Origin of the sequence: Dokdonia sp. LLG6352-1, assembly GCF_045055815.1 — a bacterium.
GTDB lineage: Bacteria > Bacteroidota > Bacteroidia > Flavobacteriales > Flavobacteriaceae > Dokdonia > Dokdonia donghaensis.
Genome location: NZ_CP159329.1, coordinates 540,588 through 561,570, shown reverse-complemented (window position 1 = coordinate 561,570; position 20,983 = coordinate 540,588). Strand labels below are relative to the sequence as shown.

General features: G+C 39.0%; 15 protein-coding genes. 13 read left to right on the top strand and 2 right to left on the bottom strand.

The annotated features are described in order from the left end of the window. Window positions 1–65: 65 nt before the first annotated feature. Entirely contained in the window at window positions 66–899 is an 834-nt protein-coding gene (locus tag ABVM49_RS02565) for a universal stress protein (RefSeq protein ID WP_405202893.1), read from the bottom strand. 214 nt (window positions 900–1,113) lie between these two features. On the opposite strand from ABVM49_RS02565, the gene rimP reads away from it, so the two are divergent. The 3 genes from rimP to infB are packed head-to-tail and all read left to right on the top strand — an operon-like array spanning window position 1,114 to window position 5,656. Then, window positions 1,114–1,578 (top strand): ribosome assembly cofactor RimP, encoded by a 465-nt coding sequence (gene rimP / locus ABVM49_RS02560; protein ID WP_035327150.1) that lies wholly within the window; start codon window positions 1,114–1,116, stop codon window positions 1,576–1,578. Between the two features lie 11 nt (window positions 1,579–1,589). Continuing rightward, window positions 1,590–2,822, top strand: coding sequence for a transcription termination factor NusA (gene nusA / locus ABVM49_RS02555; protein ID WP_035327153.1), 1,233 nt, complete (start codon window positions 1,590–1,592; stop codon window positions 2,820–2,822). Between the two features lie 53 nt (window positions 2,823–2,875). Beyond that, window positions 2,876–5,656: a translation initiation factor IF-2 gene (gene infB, locus ABVM49_RS02550; protein ID WP_405202892.1), complete on the top strand. Its 2,781-nt coding sequence runs from the start codon at window positions 2,876–2,878 to the stop codon at window positions 5,654–5,656. Between the two features lie 292 nt (window positions 5,657–5,948). Here the strand turns inward: infB and ABVM49_RS02545 are convergent, their stop codons facing one another. Beyond that, window positions 5,949–6,338, bottom strand: coding sequence for an SPOR domain-containing protein (locus tag ABVM49_RS02545; RefSeq protein WP_405202891.1), 390 nt, complete (start codon window positions 6,336–6,338; stop codon window positions 5,949–5,951). Between the two features lie 221 nt (window positions 6,339–6,559). On the opposite strand from ABVM49_RS02545, the gene ABVM49_RS02540 reads away from it, so the two are divergent. From ABVM49_RS02540 to ABVM49_RS02495, 10 genes are all read left to right on the top strand, one after another. Then, window positions 6,560–7,858 (top strand): c-type cytochrome, encoded by a 1,299-nt coding sequence (locus ABVM49_RS02540; RefSeq protein ID WP_405202890.1) that lies wholly within the window; start codon window positions 6,560–6,562, stop codon window positions 7,856–7,858. 81 nt (window positions 7,859–7,939) lie between these two features. Beyond that, the gene (locus ABVM49_RS02535) at window positions 7,940–11,011 is read left to right on the top strand and encodes a TAT-variant-translocated molybdopterin oxidoreductase (protein ID WP_405202889.1); all 3,072 of its coding nucleotides are present in this window, start codon (window positions 7,940–7,942) and stop codon (window positions 11,009–11,011) included. Between the two features lie 30 nt (window positions 11,012–11,041). Then, window positions 11,042–12,805 carry an NrfD/PsrC family molybdoenzyme membrane anchor subunit gene (gene nrfD, locus ABVM49_RS02530; RefSeq protein ID WP_405203649.1) on the top strand — a complete coding sequence of 588 codons (1,764 nt, stop codon included), beginning with the start codon at window positions 11,042–11,044 and terminating at the stop codon, window positions 12,803–12,805. Between the two features lie 6 nt (window positions 12,806–12,811). Beyond that, a complete protein-coding gene (locus tag ABVM49_RS02525; RefSeq protein WP_405202888.1) occupies window positions 12,812–13,342 on the top strand; it encodes a DUF3341 domain-containing protein in 531 nt (176 codons plus the stop codon). A gap of 9 nt (window positions 13,343–13,351) precedes the next feature. Next, window positions 13,352–14,050 (top strand): c-type cytochrome, encoded by a 699-nt coding sequence (locus ABVM49_RS02520; protein WP_405202887.1) that lies wholly within the window; start codon window positions 13,352–13,354, stop codon window positions 14,048–14,050. 29 nt (window positions 14,051–14,079) lie between these two features. After that, on the top strand, window positions 14,080–15,444 hold the full coding sequence (locus tag ABVM49_RS02515; protein ID WP_405202886.1) for a quinol:cytochrome C oxidoreductase: 1,365 nt from the start codon (window positions 14,080–14,082) through the stop codon (window positions 15,442–15,444). A 27-nt stretch (window positions 15,445–15,471) separates the two neighbouring features. Further along, window positions 15,472–16,554: a cytochrome c oxidase subunit II gene (locus ABVM49_RS02510; RefSeq protein ID WP_405202885.1), complete on the top strand. Its 1,083-nt coding sequence runs from the start codon at window positions 15,472–15,474 to the stop codon at window positions 16,552–16,554. A gap of 36 nt (window positions 16,555–16,590) precedes the next feature. After that, window positions 16,591–18,414 (top strand): cbb3-type cytochrome c oxidase subunit I, encoded by a 1,824-nt coding sequence (locus ABVM49_RS02505; RefSeq protein WP_405202884.1) that lies wholly within the window; start codon window positions 16,591–16,593, stop codon window positions 18,412–18,414. A gap of 180 nt (window positions 18,415–18,594) precedes the next feature. Continuing rightward, window positions 18,595–19,617 (top strand): Holliday junction branch migration DNA helicase RuvB, encoded by a 1,023-nt coding sequence (gene ruvB / locus ABVM49_RS02500; RefSeq protein WP_405202882.1) that lies wholly within the window; start codon window positions 18,595–18,597, stop codon window positions 19,615–19,617. Between the two features lie 36 nt (window positions 19,618–19,653). Continuing rightward, window positions 19,654–20,979, top strand: a complete 1,326-nt coding sequence (locus tag ABVM49_RS02495; RefSeq protein ID WP_405202881.1) for a cytochrome P450 — start codon at window positions 19,654–19,656, stop codon at window positions 20,977–20,979. Window positions 20,980–20,983: the final 4 nt, after the last annotated feature.

Below are 20,983 nucleotides of genomic sequence, written 5' to 3'. Positions count from 1 at the left end.
AAAGCATAAAAAAAACACTTTCAGAGTGAGTGAAAGTGTTTTGTAGATAATAAAAATTATTGAAATTAAATTCTAAAAGTGATGATGGGTCTTTTGGCGTGGTTTACAAGCCCCTCGCTTAAAGAGCCGTTTAAAAAATGGGAGAGTCCTTTTCGGCCGTGAGTGCCTATGCCTACAATTCCTGCATTAATCATTTCGGCAAAATGGAGAACCCCACTCTCAACACTATTGTCATTATAAATATTGAGTGAGTAATTTGTAATGTCTGGTTCTTTTGCCATAAATTCTTTCATTATCTCTTCTATGTCGTGGGTTGTTTGGAAGTTGCTAGGAGTGTTAACATAGAGCATATGTAGTTTTATATCGCTGTCTTGTGCAAAAGCAGCTGCTTTTTTAAAGGCGGTATGATTTTCTTCTTTAAAATCGCATACATACACAAACTTGTCTAGTTTGAACAATTCGTGCTTTTGTTTAATAATAAGAACGGGCACTTTTGAGTTTCTTACTACTTTCTCGGCATTTGAGCCTATAAAAAATTCGTGTAACCCGCTATCGCCGTGGGATCCCATCACGATTATATCAGATTCGTACTTGTCTACGTAGTCCATAATGCCTTCAAAGGCTCCATCAAACTCGGCAGTTTCTTCTACAGTGATACCATCTAGATATGGAGCATTCATCATTGCTTCAAATTTTTGATGTGCGAGTTTCATAAAGAAAATAGCCTCTGGTAAATCGCTTTGTTGTCGAGACACAGCATCTACCAGTTGCATAGGTAAGTCTACCATATGAAGAAGGTTTATGGAGGCATTGTGTTTCCTTGCAAGATCTGCTGCAACTCTTAGGGCATTTTCGGCCTGTTCTGAAAAGTCTGTGGGTACAAGTATTTTTTTGATCATAAGAGCATAGTTTATAGTTAAACAATACCATAGTACTACGCCTTGCAGGCTAGTTATATGGCTTTAAATACTTTAAAAGAAGGGTCTCTTAAATTTACAAAATAATAGGGAGCTATTACGGCTTTTAATAACGGATAATTTATAGTATATTTGCACCGTTGAAAGACGCAGTGAATACAGAGGGGACAGCGGTCCCCTCTTTTTATAGGCTTATATGTTGAAGGAAAAAGTAACCAATTTACTACAAGAGGCACTGGATGAAAATCCTAATTTGTTTTTGATTAGTCTTGATATTCAAGGGAATAACGAGGTTAAAATTATCATAGATGGAGATGATGGTGTAAAGGTGGAAGATTGTATTGCGGTGAGTCGCAAGGTAGAGCATAACCTAGATAGGGAAGAAGAAGATTTTTCTTTAGAGGTAATGTCTGCTGGTGCTACAAGCCCTTTGGCTATACCTAGGCAGTATAAAAAGAATGTAGGAAGGCATCTTGAGGTTAAGAAAGAGGATGGGACAAAAATCGAAGGATTAATGACCGATGCTACAGATACAGATGTAACGCTCACTTGGAAAACAAGAGAGCCAAAACCTGTTGGAAAGGGGAAAGTCACTGTTCAAAAGACAGAAACGATTTCTTATAGTGAGATAGTGCAAGCAAAAGTGATGATTAAATTTTAACAAAAGTTGATATGGAGAATTTAGCGTTAATCGATTCTTTTTCAGAATTTAAGGACGATAAATTAATAGATCGTGTGACCCTAATGGCCATCTTAGAAGAGGTGTTCAGAAGTACGTTAAAGAGACGTTTTGGAAGTGACGATAACTTTGATATAATTATAAACCCTGATAAAGGAGATCTAGAGATCTGGCGTAACCGTGTGGTTGTTGCAGATGGAGAAGTGGAAGATGATAATGAAGAGATCTCATTAACAGATGCACGTAAGATTGAAGAAGATTTTGAGGTAGGTGAAGATGTATCAGAAGAGGTGAAGCTTATAGATTTAGGCCGTCGCTCTATTTTGGCACTGCGTCAAAACCTAATAAGTAAAATACACGAGCACGATAATACAAACATATACAAGCAGTTTAAAGAGCTAGAAGGTGATTTGTATACAGCAGAGGTTCACCATATACGTCACAGAGCAATAATATTGCTTGATGATGATGGAAACGAAATTATATTACCAAAGGACCGTCAGATACCATCAGATTTCTTTAGAAAAGGAGAAAATGTACGTGGGGTGATAGAAAGCGTTGAGCTTAAGGGTAATAAGCCTGCAATTATTATGTCTAGAACATCTCCATTGTTTTTGGAGAAGTTGTTTGAGTCAGAAATACCAGAAGTGTTTGATGGTTTAATTACCGTTAAAAATGTAGTGCGTATCCCTGGTGAAAAGGCAAAAGTAGCAGTAGATTCTTATGATGATCGTATAGATCCAGTAGGGGCTTGTGTAGGTATGAAAGGATCTCGTATACACGGTATCGTAAGAGAGTTGGGTAATGAAAATATTGATGTTATTAATTACACGACTAATCTGAATTTATATATTACAAGGGCTTTAAGTCCTGCTCGTATCACGAGTATTAAGATAGATGAAGAAAATAAGACTGCGCAAGCAGTGCTTAAGCCAGAAGAGGTAAGTAAAGCTATAGGTCGTGGAGGTCATAATATACGTCTTGCTGGGCAGCTTACTGGTTATGAAATTGACGTTTACAGAGAAGGGGTAGAAGAAGATGTTGAGCTTACAGAATTCTCAGACGAGATAGAAGCGTGGGTAATCGAAGCTTTTGGAAAAATAGGACTCGATACAGCGCGTAGCGTACTCGAACAAGAAGTTAGTGATCTTGTACGACGTACAGATCTAGAAGAAGAAACAGTACTTGATGTGATGCGTATCCTCAAGGAAGAATTTGAAGAATAAAGTATCCTACTCTCAATAGTAAAGTAGGTATAGATAATAATTTAGAGCAGTTTATGGCAGCAACAATGCGATTAAACAAGGTATTACGGGAATTGAACATTTCTCTTGATCGTGCCGTAGAATTTTTAAATTCTAAGGGTGTGGAGATAGAGGCACGTCCGACTACGAAAATTTCGACTGAAATTTACGAGGTGCTTTCGGGTGAGTTTCAAACGGATGCCAACAAGAGAGTAGCTTCTAAGGAGGTTGCAGAGGCAAAAGAAAAGGAGAAGGAAGCATTGCGCGCCGCTCGTGAAGTAGAAATTGAGGCAAAAGCTGAAGCGAAAGCAGCAGCGCCTAAAAAGCAAGAGGTCGTTAAAGCTAAAGCACAGTTAGATGGACCAAAGCAAGTAGGAAAAATTGATCTTTCAAAGGGATCTGGAAAACCAGCACCTGTTAAGGAAGAGAAAAAGCCAGAGGTCAAGAAGGAAGATGTTAAAAAGCCAGAAGTTCCTGCTGCCCCTGTAAAAGAGGAGGTAAAACCTACTCCAAAAGCTGCTGTAGAAGAAAAGAAAAAAGAAGAAAAGCCAAAACAAGCTGCTCCTATAGAAAAAGAAGCAAAGAAAGTTCAGGCTCCTGCGGCTAAAAAGGAAGAGCCTAAGAAGGCTGATACTCCAGAAAAAGAAGTGGGTCTAGGTGATGAAGTTATCAAGACTGACTATAAAAAACTGGACGGACCTAACTTCACAGGTCAAAAGATTGACCTTTCTAAGTTTAAGAAGCCCGAAAAGAAATCATCTTCAGACGATAAGAAAAAACGTCGCCGTCGTATTACAAAACCTGGTACAGGTGGAGGTAAGCCGGGAGGAAATAACCGTGGCGGAAACAATAATAACAACAACCGTAGTAATTCTGGAAAGGGTAGAGGGCGTGTTGTTAAGGCAGAGCCTACAGAAGAAGAAGTACAAAAACAAATACGTGAGACTCTTGAAAAACTTCAAGGAAAGTCTAATAAAGGTAAAGGAGCAAAATACCGTCGTGATAAGAGGGATCAGCACCGTCAAAAGACAGAAGATGATCTAGCTCAACAAGATGCAGAAAGCAAAATCCTTAAAGTAACAGAGTTTGTTACAGTAAGTGAAGTGGCTACAATGATGGATGTGGGTGTAACACAAATTATATCTGCGTGTATGTCACTGGGTATGATGGTGACGATGAACCAGCGTCTAGATGCAGAAACATTATCTATTGTTGCAGATGAGTTTGGATACTCTGTAGAGTTTGTAACTGCAGATCTTGAAGATGCAATAGAAGATGTTGAAGATTCTCCAGAAGACTTAGTAGAAAGAGCTCCTATTGTAACCGTGATGGGTCACGTAGATCACGGTAAAACATCGTTACTGGATTACATCCGTAAGGAAAATGTAATTGCAGGCGAGAGTGGAGGTATAACACAGCACATAGGTGCATATGGTGTACAGCTAGAAGATGGTAAAAAAGTTGCCTTTTTAGATACTCCAGGTCACGAGGCCTTTACGGCGATGCGTGCTCGTGGTGCTCAAGTAACAGATATTGCTGTTATTGTAGTCGCTGCAGATGATGATATAATGCCACAAACTAAAGAGGCAATCTCTCACGCTCAGGCGGCAGGAGTGCCTATAGTTTTTGCAATAAATAAAATTGACCTTCCAGCAGCAAACCCTGAGAAGATTAAAGAAGGACTTGCGCAAATGAATCTTCTTGTAGAAGATTGGGGTGGAAAAATCCAATCACAAGAAATATCTGCAAAGAAAGGTACGGGAGTTAAAGAACTACTCGAGAAAGTATTACTTGAAGCTGAGCTCTTAGAGCTTAAAGCAAACCCAGATAGAAATGCAAACGGTACAGTTGTAGAAGCATTCTTAGATAAAGGTCGAGGATACGTATCTACCATACTTGTACAAGCAGGAACGCTTGAAGTGGGTGATTACGTACTAGCGGGAACTACCTCTGGTAAAGTAAAAGCGATGCACGATGAGCGTGGTAAGAAAATTAAGAAGGCTGGACCTTCTACTCCGGTCTCTGTTTTAGGACTAGATGGAGCGCCACAAGCAGGTGATAAGTTTGTTGTAATGACAGATGAGCGTGAGGCAAAAGATATTGCTACTAAGCGTACACAGCTGCAACGTGAGCAGAACGTGCGTACACAACGTCACATCACACTTGATGAGATAGGTAGACGTATTGCTCTAGGAGACTTTAAAGAACTTAATATTATCCTTAAAGGTGATGTGGATGGATCTGTAGAAGCACTTACAGATAGTTTCCAAAAATTATCTACAGAGGAGATTGCTGTAAATATTATACACAAAGGTGTAGGAGCTATTACAGAAAGTGATGTGTTGCTTGCTTCAGCTTCAGATGCGATTATAATCGGGTTTAATGTGCGTCCAGCAGGTAATGCTAGACAGGTAGCCGATAAGGAAGAAATCGATATCCGTACATACTCTATCATCTATGATGCGATCAATGATCTTAAAGATGCGATGGAGGGGATGTTATCACCAGAGATGCGTGAGGAGATTACAGGTACGGCAGAGATACGTGAGACCTTTAAGATATCTAAAGTTGGTACAATTGCAGGTTGTATGGTTACTAATGGTAAGATATTTAGAAATTCAAACATACGTCTTATACGTGATGGTGTAGTAGTTTACACAGGTGAGCTTGCTGCCCTTAAACGCTTTAAAGATGATGTAAAGGAAGTTTCAAAAGGATACGATTGTGGTATGCAGATTAAAAACTACAATGACATCAAGCTGGATGACGTTATAGAAGCATTCCAAGAGGTAGCTGTAAAGAAGAAGCTTAAATAATAGAAAGCTATATTTAATATATAATCGCCTTAGAGTATATCTAAGGCGATTTTTTTATGCGCTTTCGCGAAAGCGAGTAATTACTCTAAAAAACACCCTTTGAGCAGTTTTAGGCCTTTTAAATGGCTTTATCATACGGATTGCACTGTCGTTTGTGAGAGCACGTTTGCTTGGTAGTTTGAGCTTGTTAAATTATGTGCTGTGAGTGTGAGTTTTGTTTAAATTAAAAGCATAAAAAATCCTTAATATCAAAAAGGTATTGAGGATGTTTTATAGGGTCTTTACCTGTGGGCTAGTTATCTGGCTTAAAAATAAAAGCACTAGAAAATTCCTTTCTTATTTCCATAAGAGCGCGATCTGCTTCTAGCCTATTTCTAAAGTTTCCTATCCATACTTTATAGTTAGGTGTTTCGTGTTTAATGGCAGATGTCCAGGTGCCTATGCGGTTACGATACTTCTTAAGTGTAGCGCTGGCAGTGTTTAAGCTCCCTGAATATAGTTGTATCTTATATCTGTCTGCTAGTTTGTTGTCTTTTGTAAGGCTGCTTTTTAAATCAAGTAATTCGGTAATTCTATTGTCTTGATTTACGGTTACTTGTGCAGTTTGCGCTTTCGCGAAAGCGAAAAAAGTAAGGGTAACTGCTATGGCAATTACGATATGTTGAAACGGTTGTGCGCTCATAATTTGCTGATTTTGAACAAAGGTAAAAGATAAAAACTTAAACAAATTAATATTATTATTTAGAACTATTATAAATTAGTAAGAACCCCTGTAAGGTGCCCCAAAAAATGCAGTTTGTGTAGTATTTTTGCATACCATTTTGTGCGCGGGTTTAACAGGTTCTTAACGAGCTTAACAGTATAAAAACCGTGCCATCTTTTTGAAGCTAATTCAATATTAATATGATACAGGTTAAACGCCAAAATTCATTCTCGAGAATACTTACCCTAGCTGCGGTAGTGCTTCTCACTTTATCTAGTTCTCTTTTTGCACAAGATGCACCTGCGGCAGATGCTAAGGCTGGTGAGGCTTTATTTAAAGCAAATTGTGCAGCTTGTCACAAATTATATAAGCCTATGACTGGGCCGTTACTTCATCAGGTTTCTGAGAAGTACGACCGTGAGTGGTTATATAAATGGATCAAGAATAGTCAAGGACTTATTAAGTCTGGAGACCCTCTTGCTGTAAAAGTATATGAGGAGAATGGTAATAAAGTGATGAACTCTTTTCCTGCATTGTCTAATGCGGATATAGATAATATTCTTGCCTACACGGATACGCCAAAACCAGAAGCGCCAGCAGTAACAGCTGTTGTTGGAGGTGCAGATGGAAATCAAGGAGGTGGAGTTTCAAATAACCTTATCCTTGCTATTCTTGGATTTGTGTTGTTGCTTCTTGTTGCTGTATTGTTTTTGGTAAATAACACGCTTAATAAGTTTGCTTCTGCTCAAGGAATTGAAATGCCGGTAGCGGAGAAGCGTAAGCCTATCTGGAAAGCATTTGTTGAAAATCAATTCTTAGTATTAGTTTCAGTAATCTTTTTATTATTAGGAAGTGCATACTTTGCTTACGGGTGGATGTCACAAGTAGGGGTTGATCAAGGGTATATGCCTGTACAGCCTATACACTACTCGCACAGAATTCACGCGGGAGAGAATGCAATAGAGTGTAAATACTGTCACTCTTCTGCAAGAGTGTCTAAGCATTCTGGTATTCCATCTCTTAATGTGTGTATGAACTGTCACAAGTCTATCGCAGAAGTTGCTGGACCTGAGTCTGAGTTTAGCTCTGTTACTGAAGATTACTCTAAAGAGTTTTATGATAAAGAAATCCAAAAGCTTTACAAAGCTGTAGGTTGGGATGAGGCAACACAATCATATACTGGGGAAACGCAGGCTGTAGAGTGGGTGCGTATTCATAATCTTCCGGACTTTGCATACTTTAATCACTCACAACACGTAAGTGTAGCTGGTATAGAGTGTCAGAAATGTCACGGTCCTGTAGAGGAGATGGAGATTATGTATCAACACGCGCCTCTTACTATGGGATGGTGTATAAACTGTCACCGTGAGACTAATGTGAAGATTGAAGGTAATGCATATTACGAAGAGATTCACGAGCAACTTGCAAAGAAGTATGGTGTTGAGAAAGTGACAGCTGCTCAAATGGGCGGTCTAGAATGTGGTAAATGTCACTACTAATAAAGAGAATTTAAGTTTCGAAAGAAACTCTTAATAAAGGTTGCTGAGCGTAGTCGAGGCACAAATTAATAAATCAATTATATGTCATCAAACAAGAAATACTGGAAAAGTGTCGATGAGCTCCACGGAGATGCATCTATCGAGGCACTAAGACAGAATGAGTTTGTACAAGAAATTCCGACAGATGAATTTTTAGGTGATAAGGAAACACTTGAAAATACAGAAACTACACGTCGTGACTTCTTGAAGTACGTAGGTTTCTCTACAGCGGCAGCATCGCTAGCAGCTTGTGAAGGTCCTGTTGTAAAGTCTGTGCCTTATGTGGTGCAGCCAGAGCAAATAATACCGGGAGTTGCAGATTATTATGCGACTACTATTGCAGATGGTTTTGACTTTGCAAGTGTACTTGTAAAGACTCGTGAGGGTCGCCCTATTAAAATAGAAAACAATGACCTTGCAAAAGCAGGTTTTGGGGCAAACGCTCGTGTACACGCATCTGTTCTTGGAATGTACGATACAAAGCGTGCGCAATTTCCAACGGCAGGAGGAGAAGAAGTTTCTTGGACAGATATAGATAAGGGTGTTGTTGCTGCGCTTGAGAGTGGTAAGAAAGCAGTATTGCTTACTCAGACATTTGCGAGTCCATCTACAGATAAACTTATAGGAGAATTTATAGCAAAATATCCAAATGTTTCTCACGTAGCTTATGACGCTGCTGGAGAGCAATTTGCTTTAGATGCTTTTGAAATAAAATATGGTTTCCGTGCATTACCAGATTATAATTTTGGTGACGCAGAAGTGATTGTCTCTGTAGGGGCAGACTTTTTAGGAGATTGGAATGGTGGTGGATACGACTCTGCTTATGGTAAGTCTCGTGTACCTAAAAATGGAAAGATGTCTAAGCACTTCCAGTTTGAGGCAAATATGTCACTTTCTGGTGCAAATGCAGATGTACGTGTTCCAGCTACACCATCACAACAAAAATTAATAGTGCAAGCACTAGCAGGTGGATCTGCTTCTGGTCTTCCAGAAGGGGTTAAGGCTAAAGTTGCTCAAGCACGTAAGGCACTTCTTGCTGCTGGTAGTAAAGGATTACTTGTAACAGGTGTGCAAGATGTTTCTACGCAGAGAATCGCGCTTGACTTTAACGAAGGTAAAGTGGTAATGGATACTGCTAAGCCTAAGCTTACAAGATCTGGAGATGCTCGTAAAGTGATGCAGCTTGTAGAAGAGATGAACGCTGGTCAAGTTGGAACACTTATTATGGCTGGAGTAAATCCTGCTTATAGTCTTCCTAATGCAGATGAGTTTGTTGCTGGTCTTGCAAAGGTTGATGTTTCTGTAGCTTGTTCATTAAGAGCAGATGAGACAGCAGCACTTTCTACTCATATTGCACCAGTACCACACTACCTTGAGTCTTGGGGGGATGTGCAGATTAAAATGGGTGAAGTAAGTTTACAGCAGCCTACAATAAAAGAGATATTTAATACACGTCAGTTCCAGCAAAGTTTACTTAACTGGATGGGTGTAGATAAAACATATTACAGCTACCTTAAAGAGACTATGTCTTCGGCAGGTATCGCATTTAACAAGTCTGTTCAGGCAGGAGTTATTGAGACTAGCGCTTTCGCGAAAGCGGTAACTGCATCAAACACTTCTATAGCATCTGACGCTGGTCTTGCGAGTACATTGCAAGAGGGTAATGGAGGCTTTGAGCTTACGTTGTATACAAAAACATCAATGGGTGATGGTACTCAGGCAAACAATCCTTGGTTACAAGAGATGCCTGATCCATTAACACGTTGTACTTGGGATAACTACTTGACAATGTCTGAGGCAGATGCCAAAGAACTTGGTTTATGGTTTGATAGAAGTTCATTCTTTACAGAAGCACGTCACGATGCAAATGGAGGTCTTAATGGTCACTATGCTAATGTTACTGTAAACGGTGTAACTATCGAGAAAGTGCCAGTAATGATACAGCCAGGTCAAGCTAAAGGATCTGTAGGTCTTGCGCTAGGGTATGGTCGTAAAGAAAGTATTCAAGAAGAGATGCAAACGGGTGTTAACGCATTCCCTTTAATGCAAAACTTCCAGACTACTCAAAGTGTTACTATTGAAAAAGTAGGTGGTGTACACGAGTTTGCTTCTGTACAGCAGCACAACACGCTTATGGGTCGTGGTGATATCGTAAAGGAGACAACTCTTGAGATATTTAACACAAAAGATAAGCACTTCTGGAACGCGGTTCCTGAGGTAAGTAAAGCGCACATAGAGTATGAAGTGACTTCACCAGAAGTTGATCTTTGGGAAGAGTTTGATCGCTCAGTAGGGCATCACTTTAACCTTGCTATTGATCTTAATGCTTGTACTGGGTGTGGAGCTTGTGTAATTGCTTGTCACGCTGAGAATAATGTTCCTGTAGTAGGAAAGTCTGAAATACGTCGTAGCCGTGATATGCACTGGTTACGTATAGATAGATATTATTCATCTGAGGATACATTTGCTCAAGATGATACTAAGAAGGAAGAGTTTGATGGATTAGGTGGTGATAAAGGTTCTCTTGGAGGATTTGGTGAGCTAGAAGATCCAGCTGCAAATCCACAAGTTGCTTTCCAGCCTATAATGTGCCAGCACTGTAATCACGCTCCTTGTGAGACTGTGTGTCCAGTAGCAGCAACATCACACGGTCGTCAAGGTCAAAACCATATGGCTTACAACCGTTGTGTAGGTACTCGTTACTGTGCAAACAACTGTCCTTATAAAGTACGTCGTTTCAACTGGTTCCTTTATAATGGTAATGACGAGTTTGATTATCATATGAACAATGATCTTGGGCGTATGGTTATCAACCCAGATGTAACTGTTCGTTCTCGTGGGGTTATGGAGAAGTGTTCTATGTGTATCCAAATGACACAAAAGACTATTCTTGATGCTAAGCGCGATGGGCGTAAGGTTAAAGACGGAGAGTTTGCAACGGCTTGTTCTAATGCTTGTACAACAGGAGCGCTTGCCTTCGGAGATATAAACGACAAGGATAGTAAGATTGCAGAGCTTAAAGAAGATGATCGTATGTATCACTTACTTGAGCACGTAGGAACAAAACCAAATGTATTCTACCAGACAATGGTACGTAATACAGAAGAAGTATAAAACAACTAATCTAAAGACTAATTATATAGGATTATGGCGCATTACGAAGCACCTATACGAAGACCACTAGTTACCGGAGATAAGACCTATCACGATGTAACATTAGATATCGTTGCTCCAGTGGAGGGACGTGCAAATAAATCTTGGTGGCTCGTATTCTCTATCGCACTAGTAGCTTTCTTATGGGGAATAGGCTGTATTATCTATACTGTAACAAACGGTATCGGTAGTTGGGGTCTTAATAAAACCGTAGGTTGGGCTTGGGATATTACCAACTTTGTATGGTGGGTAGGTATTGGACACGCAGGAACACTAATTTCTGCAGTACTATTATTATTCCGTCAGAAGTGGCGTATGGCAATTAACCGTTCTGCAGAGGCAATGACTATTTTCTCTGTAGTTCAAGCAGGATTGTTCCCTATTATACATATGGGTCGTCCTTGGTTAGCTTACTGGGTATTACCTATACCTAACCAGTTTGGTTCTTTATGGGTAAACTTTAACTCTCCACTACTTTGGGATGTATTTGCAATATCAACGTACCTTTCTGTATCATTAGTTTTCTGGTGGACTGGATTATTACCTGACTTTGCAATGATACGTGATAGAGCTGTTAAGCCATTCCAGAAGAAAATTTATAGTTTACTTTCATTTGGTTGGTCTGGTAGAGCAAAAGATTGGCAGCGTTTTGAAGAGGTGTCACTTGTTCTTGCAGGACTAGCAACGCCACTTGTACTTTCTGTACACACAATTGTATCTTTTGACTTTGCTACGTCGGTTATACCAGGATGGCACACCACGATTTTCCCTCCTTACTTTGTTGCTGGAGCGGTATTCTCAGGGTTTGCAATGGTAAACACGCTTCTTATTATAATGCGTAAAGTTGTAAGTCTTGAAGCTTACATCACAATACAGCACATTGAACTTATGAATATTGTAATTATGATTACAGGTTCTATAGTAGGTGTAGCTTATATTACGGAGTTATTTATGGCTTGGTATTCTGGAGTGGAATATGAGCAGTATGCATTCTTAAACAGAGCAACAGGACCTTATGCTTGGTCTTATTGGGCAATGATGACGTGTAACGTTTTCTCTCCGCAGTTTATGTGGTTCCCAAAATTAAGAAGATCTATAATGTTCTCTTTTATCATATCAATTGTTGTAAACATCGGGATGTGGTTTGAGCGTTTTGTAATTATCGTGACTTCACTTCACCGTGATTACCTTCCATCTTCTTGGACGATGTTCTCACCTACATTTGTAGATATAGGTATTTTCATAGGTACTATTGGTTTCTTCTTTGTATTGTTCTTATTATATGCACGTACATTCCCAGTGATTGCACAAGCAGAGGTAAAGACTATTATGAAATCATCTGGTGAGCGTTACAAAAAATTACGTGAGTCTGGACAATCATTAGTAGGTACAGGAGCAGATCCTCGTACATCTGGTGGGCCAGTAAAGATTAACCTTGATGGTGCATACATTGCAAAACCTCAAGAGGTTGCCGAAGGTGAAACAGTTATTCCAGAAGATAACCACGGTAGTGATTCATTAGTGAGCCGTTTAGGAATCTTTGATGCTGCTACTCAAAAAGCAGATGACCTTAAGGTAATTAATGGTATAGGACCAAAAATGGAAGAGAAGCTTAATGAGCTAGGAATTTATACGTACGAGCAAGTAGGTAAAATGACTTCTGTTGAGTACAACTTATTAGATAATCTAACTGGATCATTTCCTGGTCGCGCAGAGCGTGATGATTGGGCGGGTCAAGCTAACAATCTTAAATAATTAAGTATGGCATCTACAGTTATACACGCAATATACTCTGATGACGACGTTCTAATGAACGCTGTTAAGGAGGTTAGAAAAAAACATCTTCATATTAATGAAGTGTATACACCATTCCCTGTACACGGGCTTGATAAGGCTATGGGGCTTGCACCTACTCGTCTTGCTATTACTGCCTTTTTATATGGATGTGTGGGAATTACAGTAGCAACATTAATGATGAATTTCATTATGATCGAAGACTGGCCACAAAACATTGGTGGTAAGCCATCTTTCAGCTATATTGAGAATATGCCAGCTTTTGTGCCTATTATGTTTGAGCTTACGGTATTTTTTGCAGCTCACTTAATGGTTATTACTTTCTATATGAGAAGTAAATTATGGCCTTTTAAGAAAGCTGAAAATCCAGATCTACGCACGACAGATGATCACTTCCTTATGGAGATTGATGCAACTGGAAAAGATGGAAAGGAACTTGCAGACTTTTTAGTAACAACTGGAGCTGTAGAGATTAATTTAATTGCAAACGAAGCATAAGTCAACGCAATGAAGAATATATTTAAAATAGCTGTTTTGTTTATCGCTTTTGGCAGTATGATTTCTTGTCAAGATGATAATAAACCTAACTATCAGTATATGCCTAATATGTACGAATCTGTAGGTTATGAAACTTACGGTAAGTATGAGGTATTTCCTGAAGGGTATGAAGCTTTAAAACCGGCAGAAGGTTCGGTGATGAGAGGGTGGTTACCATATGATTATGAAAATACTATTGAAGGAAAAGCTTCCGCGAAAGCGAACCTGAAAAACCCATTACCTTATACAGAGGAGAATTATGTCAAGGGTAATGAGTTGTATAATATTTACTGCGGTATCTGTCACGGTGTAAAAGGTGACGGAAAAGGAACATTAGCAAAAAGAGAGAAAATACTAGGTGTCCCTGCATATAATGATGCTGGTAGAGCTATTACAGAAGGTAGTGTATACCACGTGATGTATTACGGTATTAACTCTATGGGATCTTATGCATCGCAGATGACAGAAGACGAACTTTGGATGGTTGATCATTACGTAATGGGTCTTAAAGATGCATTAGATGGAAAACCTGAGAGAGCGTTTACAGCAGCAGAAATTATTGAGGAAATGACAGAGGGTAAGATTGATACAGATCTTAACGAAGGTGCAGTAGATGCTATACCAGGTCCTGAGTCTGAGCCAATGAATGCAGCAGGTAACGAACACTAATAACTAACGGAACAACCGATATTTAAGATATGTACACATTATCTAAAAACTTAAAATTATCAGCGATTATCTTTATGGTAGTAGGATTTGTCCTATTTGCTGTAGATTACGTTTTCTTACCAAAGACAATAGCAGATATTGAAGCTTTGCACGCAGGTGATGCCCACGGAGGTGGTCACGGAGATGCAACAGTTGCAGATGCTCACGAAGCAGATACACACCACGTAGCAACCGATGATGCACACGCAGAAGACGGTCACGTAATGACCGAAGAAGAGCATAATGAGCACTTACTAGCAGGTTACCAAAATAAACCTTGGTCTGCTGTTTATATCGCTGCTTTTTTCTTCTTTATGATTTCTCTAGGGTGTCTTGCATTCTACGCAGTACAATATGCTGCTCAGGCTGGATGGTCGCCTTTATTACTTAGAGTAATGGAGGGTATAACAGGATATCTTTTACCTGGAAGTATTATAATGTTTGTTTTGCTAGCATTATCTGGATTCCATTTTAACCATATGTTCCACTGGATGGCAGATGGAATTACTGATCCAGCAAGTGATAACTATGATAAGCTTATTGCTGGTAAATCAGGATGGTTAAATGTGCCTTGGTTACTGATTAGAGCTGCAATTTTTATTGCTGGATGGAACATCTACAGATTCTTTGCCGTAAAGTTCTCAAAAGAGCAGGATGAAGCATCTGATAACAAATCACACAAAAAGTCATTTAAAATCGCAGCTGCATTTTTAGTGTTCTTCTTGTATACGGAATCTATGATGTCTTGGGACTGGATTATGTCTATTGACCCACACTGGTTTAGTACCCTATTTGGTTGGTATGTACTCGCAGGTATGATGGTTTGTGGTATTACAACCATCGCTCTTATAACTATGATACTTAAGGGTGCAGGTTACTTACAGAGTGTAAATGATAGCCACATACACGATCTTGCTAAATTTATGTTTGGTTTCAGTATTTTCTGGACGTACTTATGGTTCTCACAGTTTATGCTTATATGGTACTCAAACATACCAGAAGAGGTAACGTATTACATACAACGTATAGAAGATTATAACTTACCATTCTTTGGTATGTTAGTAATGAATTTCCTTTTCCCATTATTAATATTAATGAATAGCGATTTCAAACGAGTTAACTGGTTTGTAGTAATGGCTGGTATAGTAATCTTATTAGGTCACTATGTAGACATCTTCAATATGGTTATGCCAGGTACAGTAGGACGGGCTTGGTCGTTTGGATTTGTAGAAATAGGATCACTTATGTTCTTCTTCGGATTGTTTGTACTGATTGTTTTCAGTTCACTTACAAAACGTCCATTAGAGCCTAAGCGTAATCCGCTTATTGAAGAAAGTAAACACTTTCACTATTAGAATATAGATTAAAGAAGTTAGAAAGCAATGACAGGTTTATTAGCACTCATCGTAGTAATTCTATTTGTAGTCACACTTTGGCAAATGTCAAAGATTTTTAAACTATCTCAGTTTAATAAGAAGACCAATAGTGAAAATACTCAAGTAGCAGACGATAAAGACAACAGAATCAATGGTAAATTGATGTTGATGTTTATCACATTTTTATATGCCATAACTATTTACTGTTTCTGGAATTACAGTAAGTTTTATTTGCCAGAACCATCTTCTGAGCACGGAGCAGATTATGACACCTTGTTATTTATCTCTCTTGCACTTATAATGTTCGTACAAGTAATCACACAGGCATTACTTCATTACTTTGCATATAAGTACTCAGGAAAGAAAGGTCAAAAAGCATTATTCTATGCAGATAATGATAAGCTAGAGTTTATCTGGACTATTATTCCAGTAATAGTTCTTGCAGGTCTTATTATCTATGGTCTCTTTACTTGGTCAGATATAATGAACTTTGAAGAGGACGAGGATGCTATAGTTGTAGAGTTATATGCAAAGCGTTTCGGTTGGCAAGCACGTTATGCCGGAGAGGATAATATCTTAGGTAACGCAAATGTTCGTTTCATTGAAGGAGCAAACACAGTGGGTGTTGATGAAAGTGATGCTGATGCAATGGATGATAAAATTACAACAGAGCTTCACCTTCCAGTAGGACGCCAGGTAATCTTTAAGTTACGTTCTCAAGATGTATTACACTCTGCTTATATGCCTCATTTTAGAGCGCAAATGAACGTTGTGCCAGGTATGATTACCCAATTCTCTTTTACTCCATCTAAAACTACTGCAGAGATTCGTGATACGGATTATATGAAAGATAAGATGGCGACTATCAAAGAGATTAGAAAAGAAAAAAATAAAGCTTCTATAGCGGCAGGAGATGGTCCAATAGACGCTTATGATGAATTTGACTATTACTTGCTATGTAATAAGATTTGTGGAGCATCGCACTATAATATGCAGATGAAGATTGTTGTTGAAACTCAAGAAGAATATGACGCTTGGATTGCAACTCAAAAAACATTTGGCAGCTCTATAGCAGCAGCTCAAGAATAAAAAAAGAAAAAGAAAAATTAACTAAAGAATCTAGGTATGGCAGCACACGCAGCAACAGCAGATCACGGTCACGATGATCACGAGCACCACCACGAGCAAACGTTTATAACGAAATATATCTTTAGTACTGATCACAAGATGATCTCAAAGCAGTATTTAATTACTGGTTTGATAATGGGTATTATAGGTATTGGGATGTCATTGATATTCCGTTTACAGCTGGCTTGGCCAGATCACCAATTTACTATCTATGAAGTGCTCTTAGGAGACTGGGGTAAAGACGGTGTGATGGATCCAAACATTTATCTTGCACTTATTACCATACACGGTACCATAATGGTATTTTTTGTGCTTACAGCAGGTCTGAGTGGTACTTTTAGTAACTTATTGATTCCACTTCAGATTGGAGCGAGAGATATGGCTTCTGGATTCCTTAATATGGTATCTTATTGGCTGTTCTTCCTTTCTTCTGTAATAATGGTATTATCATTATTTGTCGAGTCGGGACCAGCAGCAGCAGGTTGGACTATCTATCCACCACTATCTGCTCTACCTAGCAGTATACCTGCTTCAGGAATGGGTATGACATTGTGGTTAGTAGCGATGGCAATATTCATTGCATCATCACTATTAGGTTCACTTAACTATGTAGTTACAGTACTTAACCTTCGTACAAAGGGGATGACTATGACAAGATTACCACTTACAATATGGGCTTTCTTTGTGACTGCTATTATCGGTGTGGTTTCTTTCCCAGTTCTTTTATCTGCAGCTTTAATGCTTATTATGGATAGAAGCTTTGGTACATCATTCTTCTTATCGGATATTTATATTGGAGGAGAGGTATTACATAACTCTGGTGGTTCGCCAGTATTATTTGAGCACCTTTTCTGGTTCTTAGGTCACCCTGAGGTATACATTGTATTATTACCAGCACTAGGTATCTCATCAGAGATAATATCTACAAACGCACGTAAACCTATATTTGGTTACCGAGCGATGATTGCTTCTATTTTAGCAATAGCGTTCTTATCAACTATTGTATGGGGTCACCATATGTTTATTTCAGGTATGAACCCATTCTTGGGATCTGTATTTACATTTACAACCCTATTAATTGCAATACCATCTGCAGTAAAAGCTTTTAACTATATCACAACCTTGTGGAAGGGTAACCTTCAGTTCAACCCTGGTATGCTTTTCTCAGTAGGATTAGTTTCTACCTTTATTTCTGGTGGACTTACGGGCATCATACTTGGAGATTCAACGTTAGATATAAACGTACACGATACGTATTTTGTAGTAGCTCACTTCCACTTAGTAATGGGTATCTCTGCATTATATGGACTTTTTGCAGGTGTGTATCACTGGTTCCCAAAAATGTTTGAAGGTAAAATGATGAACAAGAACCTAGGTTACGTTCACTTCTGGATTACAGTTATTGGAGCTTATGGTATTTTCTTCCCAATGCACTTTATCGGTATGGCGGGATTACCTAGACGTTACTATACAAACTCAGCGTTCCCATATTTTGATGATCTTGTAGATGTAAACAAAGCGATATCTATTTTTGCTTTCATTACAGCAGCAGCGCAGTTAGTATTCTTATACAACTTCATACACTCAATGTTCTATGGAAAAGTAGGTTCTAAAAACCCTTGGAAATCCAACACTTTAGAGTGGACAACAGATCACAAGCATATACACGGTAACTGGGCAGGTGCAATTCCTGAAGTACACCGCTGGCCATATGATTATTCTAAGCTGAATAAAGATGAGTCAGATTATGTAATTGCTGGTCAAGATTATGTACCGCAAACAGTTCCGCTTCAAGACAATGAAGAAGAAATGCATCACTAGAGATGTCATAACATAAATCATACTTTTATGATTACTTAAAACCCATTCTTAACGAGTGGGTTTTTTAGTTTTACGCTTTCGCGAAAGCGTAACATTATCCTTTATTAGTCTTAAATGGAAGGGTGCTGTAAAGTTTCAAACAAGACAATTTCTTATCTTTGATAGAAATCACCTAGACGTATGAATGAGCACTTGGATCCTACAAACGAAGGTTACTCAAGAGAAGAAGTAGATATTGAGAAAGCGTTAAGACCTTTGTCGTTTGACGACTTTGCAGGACAAGATCAAGTGCTTGAAAATCTCAAGGTTTTTGTACAAGCAGCAAACCTTAGAGGAGAGGCATTAGATCACACCCTCTTTCACGGTCCTCCAGGTCTTGGTAAAACTACCCTTGCAAATATTCTAGCAAATGAACTTGGGGTAAATATTAAGATAACCTCTGGCCCTGTTCTAGACAAGCCTGGTGATCTCGCTGGATTACTTACTAATCTAGATGAGCGTGATGTGTTATTTATAGATGAGATACATAGACTTAGTCCTATAGTAGAAGAGTATTTATACTCGGCTATGGAGGATTATCGTATAGATATAATGATTGAGACGGGCCCAAATGCACGTACCGTTCAGATAGATCTAGCACCTTTTACACTTGTAGGAGCAACTACCCGTTCTGGACTTCTTACGGCGCCTATGCGCGCACGTTTTGGTATATCTAGTAGATTGCAATATTATACAACAGAACTTCTTACAACCATCGTACAGCGTAGCTCTAGTATACTTAGTGTACCTATCTCTATGGAAGCTGCTATAGAGATAGCTGGTAGAAGTCGTGGTACACCTCGTATAGCAAATGCCTTATTGCGTAGAGTGCGTGACTTTGCACAAATAAAAGGAAATGGTAGTATCGATATTAAGATTGCTAAGTATAGCCTTGAAGCACTTCACGTAGATGCTCACGGGTTGGATGAGATGGACAATAAAATACTAGCTACGATTATAGATAAGTTTAAAGGCGGGCCTGTGGGGCTCACTACACTGGCGACTGCCGTTTCTGAAAGCGCCGAAACTATTGAGGAGGTTTACGAACCTTTTTTAATACAGCAAGGTTTTATTATGCGCACTCCAAGAGGACGTGAAGTTACAGAGGATGCATACAAGCATCTAGGTAGAGTAAAAGGCCCTGTGCAGGGGGGTCTGTTTTAGAAACATTCTATTTAAAATATTATATAAAAGCACCCTATGTCTAATGATATTCCAGCAGTTTCGGTTTTAAAGTTTCTGGCAAACGCTGGGAGTATTTTAAAGAATCCGCTTCCTTTTCATCACGATAATTTTGAGAGTAAAGGTGATACTTTCAAGCTGCAATTGGGCTTTGGTAATGAAGTAGTCTTCTCTAGAGATCCGGGCTTTGCAAAGTATGCTTTGCAAAAAAACCAGCGCAACTATACAAAGTCACCCATTCAGACTAAAGATCTTGCAAAGTATGTAGGCGAGGGACTTTTAACCTCAGAAGGTTCTCTATGGAAAAAACAACGAAAACTCATACAGCCAGCCTTTCATAAAAAGCAGCTTGCACAGCTTATAGAAGCTATGCATACAGTAATAAAGGAGGAGCTACAAAACATAAAGACAGGAGAGGCGTTTGATGTATTTGAGATATTTAATGACCTTGCTTTTAATACGGTTGCAAAGTCACTCTTTCAGACCGAGGTAGATCGTAAAAAGATAAACCGCCTGCAATACATTACAGAGCAAGCTCAAAAGATGCTCGTAAAAGAGTTGAGACAACCTTATAAAACTTGGTATTTTAAGTATGCTGGACCTATAGACAAGCACCTGGCTCTTACTCAAGAGGCGCGTGATATACTTATGGAACTCGTAGAAGAACGTCGAGCATCACAACAAAAGGTAGGAGATTTACTAGATATGCTTCTGGAGTCTACTTATGAGGATGGCACAGGTATGGATGATGAGCAGCTCATAGATGAGATTCTCATACTCTTTACAGCGGGTCACGAGACAACTTCAAATGCGCTTACATTTGCCGCCTCATTACTTGCAAGACATCCAGAGTGGCAAGATAAAATTTATGAGGAATACGCTTTCGCGAAAGCGAACTCAACATCATTAAACGAGTTTTTAAGACATTGTACAGTCACTAAGCAAGTGCTAGAGGAAACAATGCGACTTTACCCACCAGCTTACTTCATAGACAGAGTAAATATCGAAGAAGACGAATATAATGGGATGAAGATACCTGCAGGTTCTAATTTATTGTTTTCGTGTATTGAGATTCACAAGCACAACGATTTTTGGGAAGATCCATTACAATTTAATCCTACTCGATTTGATGAAAATGCGGGGATGTACCACGATGCCTATTTCCCATTTGGCGCGGGACCTAGAATGTGTATAGGTAATAACTTTGCAATGTATGAGATGATTCTTGCGGTTACCGAAATGGTATCCCGTTTTAAAATCACTCCTATAAACACACCTATAGAAATATTACCGCTCATTACCCTCAAGCCAAAAAATGCAGTCTTAGAGTTTACTACAAGATAGGGTG

Coding starts and splice junctions, on each gene's coding strand:
- ABVM49_RS02545 (WP_405202891.1), bottom strand. CDS start 6,338: ATGAGCGCACAACCGTTTCAACATATCGTAATTGCCATAGCAGTTACC.
- ABVM49_RS02505 (WP_405202884.1), top strand. CDS start 16,591: ATGGCAGCACACGCAGCAACAGCAGATCACGGTCACGATGATCACGAG.
- ABVM49_RS02565 (WP_405202893.1), bottom strand. CDS start 899: ATGATCAAAAAAATACTTGTACCCACAGACTTTTCAGAACAGGCCGAA.
- ABVM49_RS02495 (WP_405202881.1), top strand. CDS start 19,654: ATGTCTAATGATATTCCAGCAGTTTCGGTTTTAAAGTTTCTGGCAAAC.
- ABVM49_RS02515 (WP_405202886.1), top strand. CDS start 14,080: ATGTACACATTATCTAAAAACTTAAAATTATCAGCGATTATCTTTATG.
- infB (WP_405202892.1), top strand. CDS start 2,876: ATGGCAGCAACAATGCGATTAAACAAGGTATTACGGGAATTGAACATT.
- ABVM49_RS02520 (WP_405202887.1), top strand. CDS start 13,352: ATGAAGAATATATTTAAAATAGCTGTTTTGTTTATCGCTTTTGGCAGT.
- rimP (WP_035327150.1), top strand. CDS start 1,114: ATGTTGAAGGAAAAAGTAACCAATTTACTACAAGAGGCACTGGATGAA.
- ABVM49_RS02510 (WP_405202885.1), top strand. CDS start 15,472: ATGACAGGTTTATTAGCACTCATCGTAGTAATTCTATTTGTAGTCACA.
- ABVM49_RS02525 (WP_405202888.1), top strand. CDS start 12,812: ATGGCATCTACAGTTATACACGCAATATACTCTGATGACGACGTTCTA.
- ruvB (WP_405202882.1), top strand. CDS start 18,595: ATGAATGAGCACTTGGATCCTACAAACGAAGGTTACTCAAGAGAAGAA.
- nusA (WP_035327153.1), top strand. CDS start 1,590: ATGGAGAATTTAGCGTTAATCGATTCTTTTTCAGAATTTAAGGACGAT.
- ABVM49_RS02535 (WP_405202889.1), top strand. CDS start 7,940: ATGTCATCAAACAAGAAATACTGGAAAAGTGTCGATGAGCTCCACGGA.
- ABVM49_RS02540 (WP_405202890.1), top strand. CDS start 6,560: ATGATACAGGTTAAACGCCAAAATTCATTCTCGAGAATACTTACCCTA.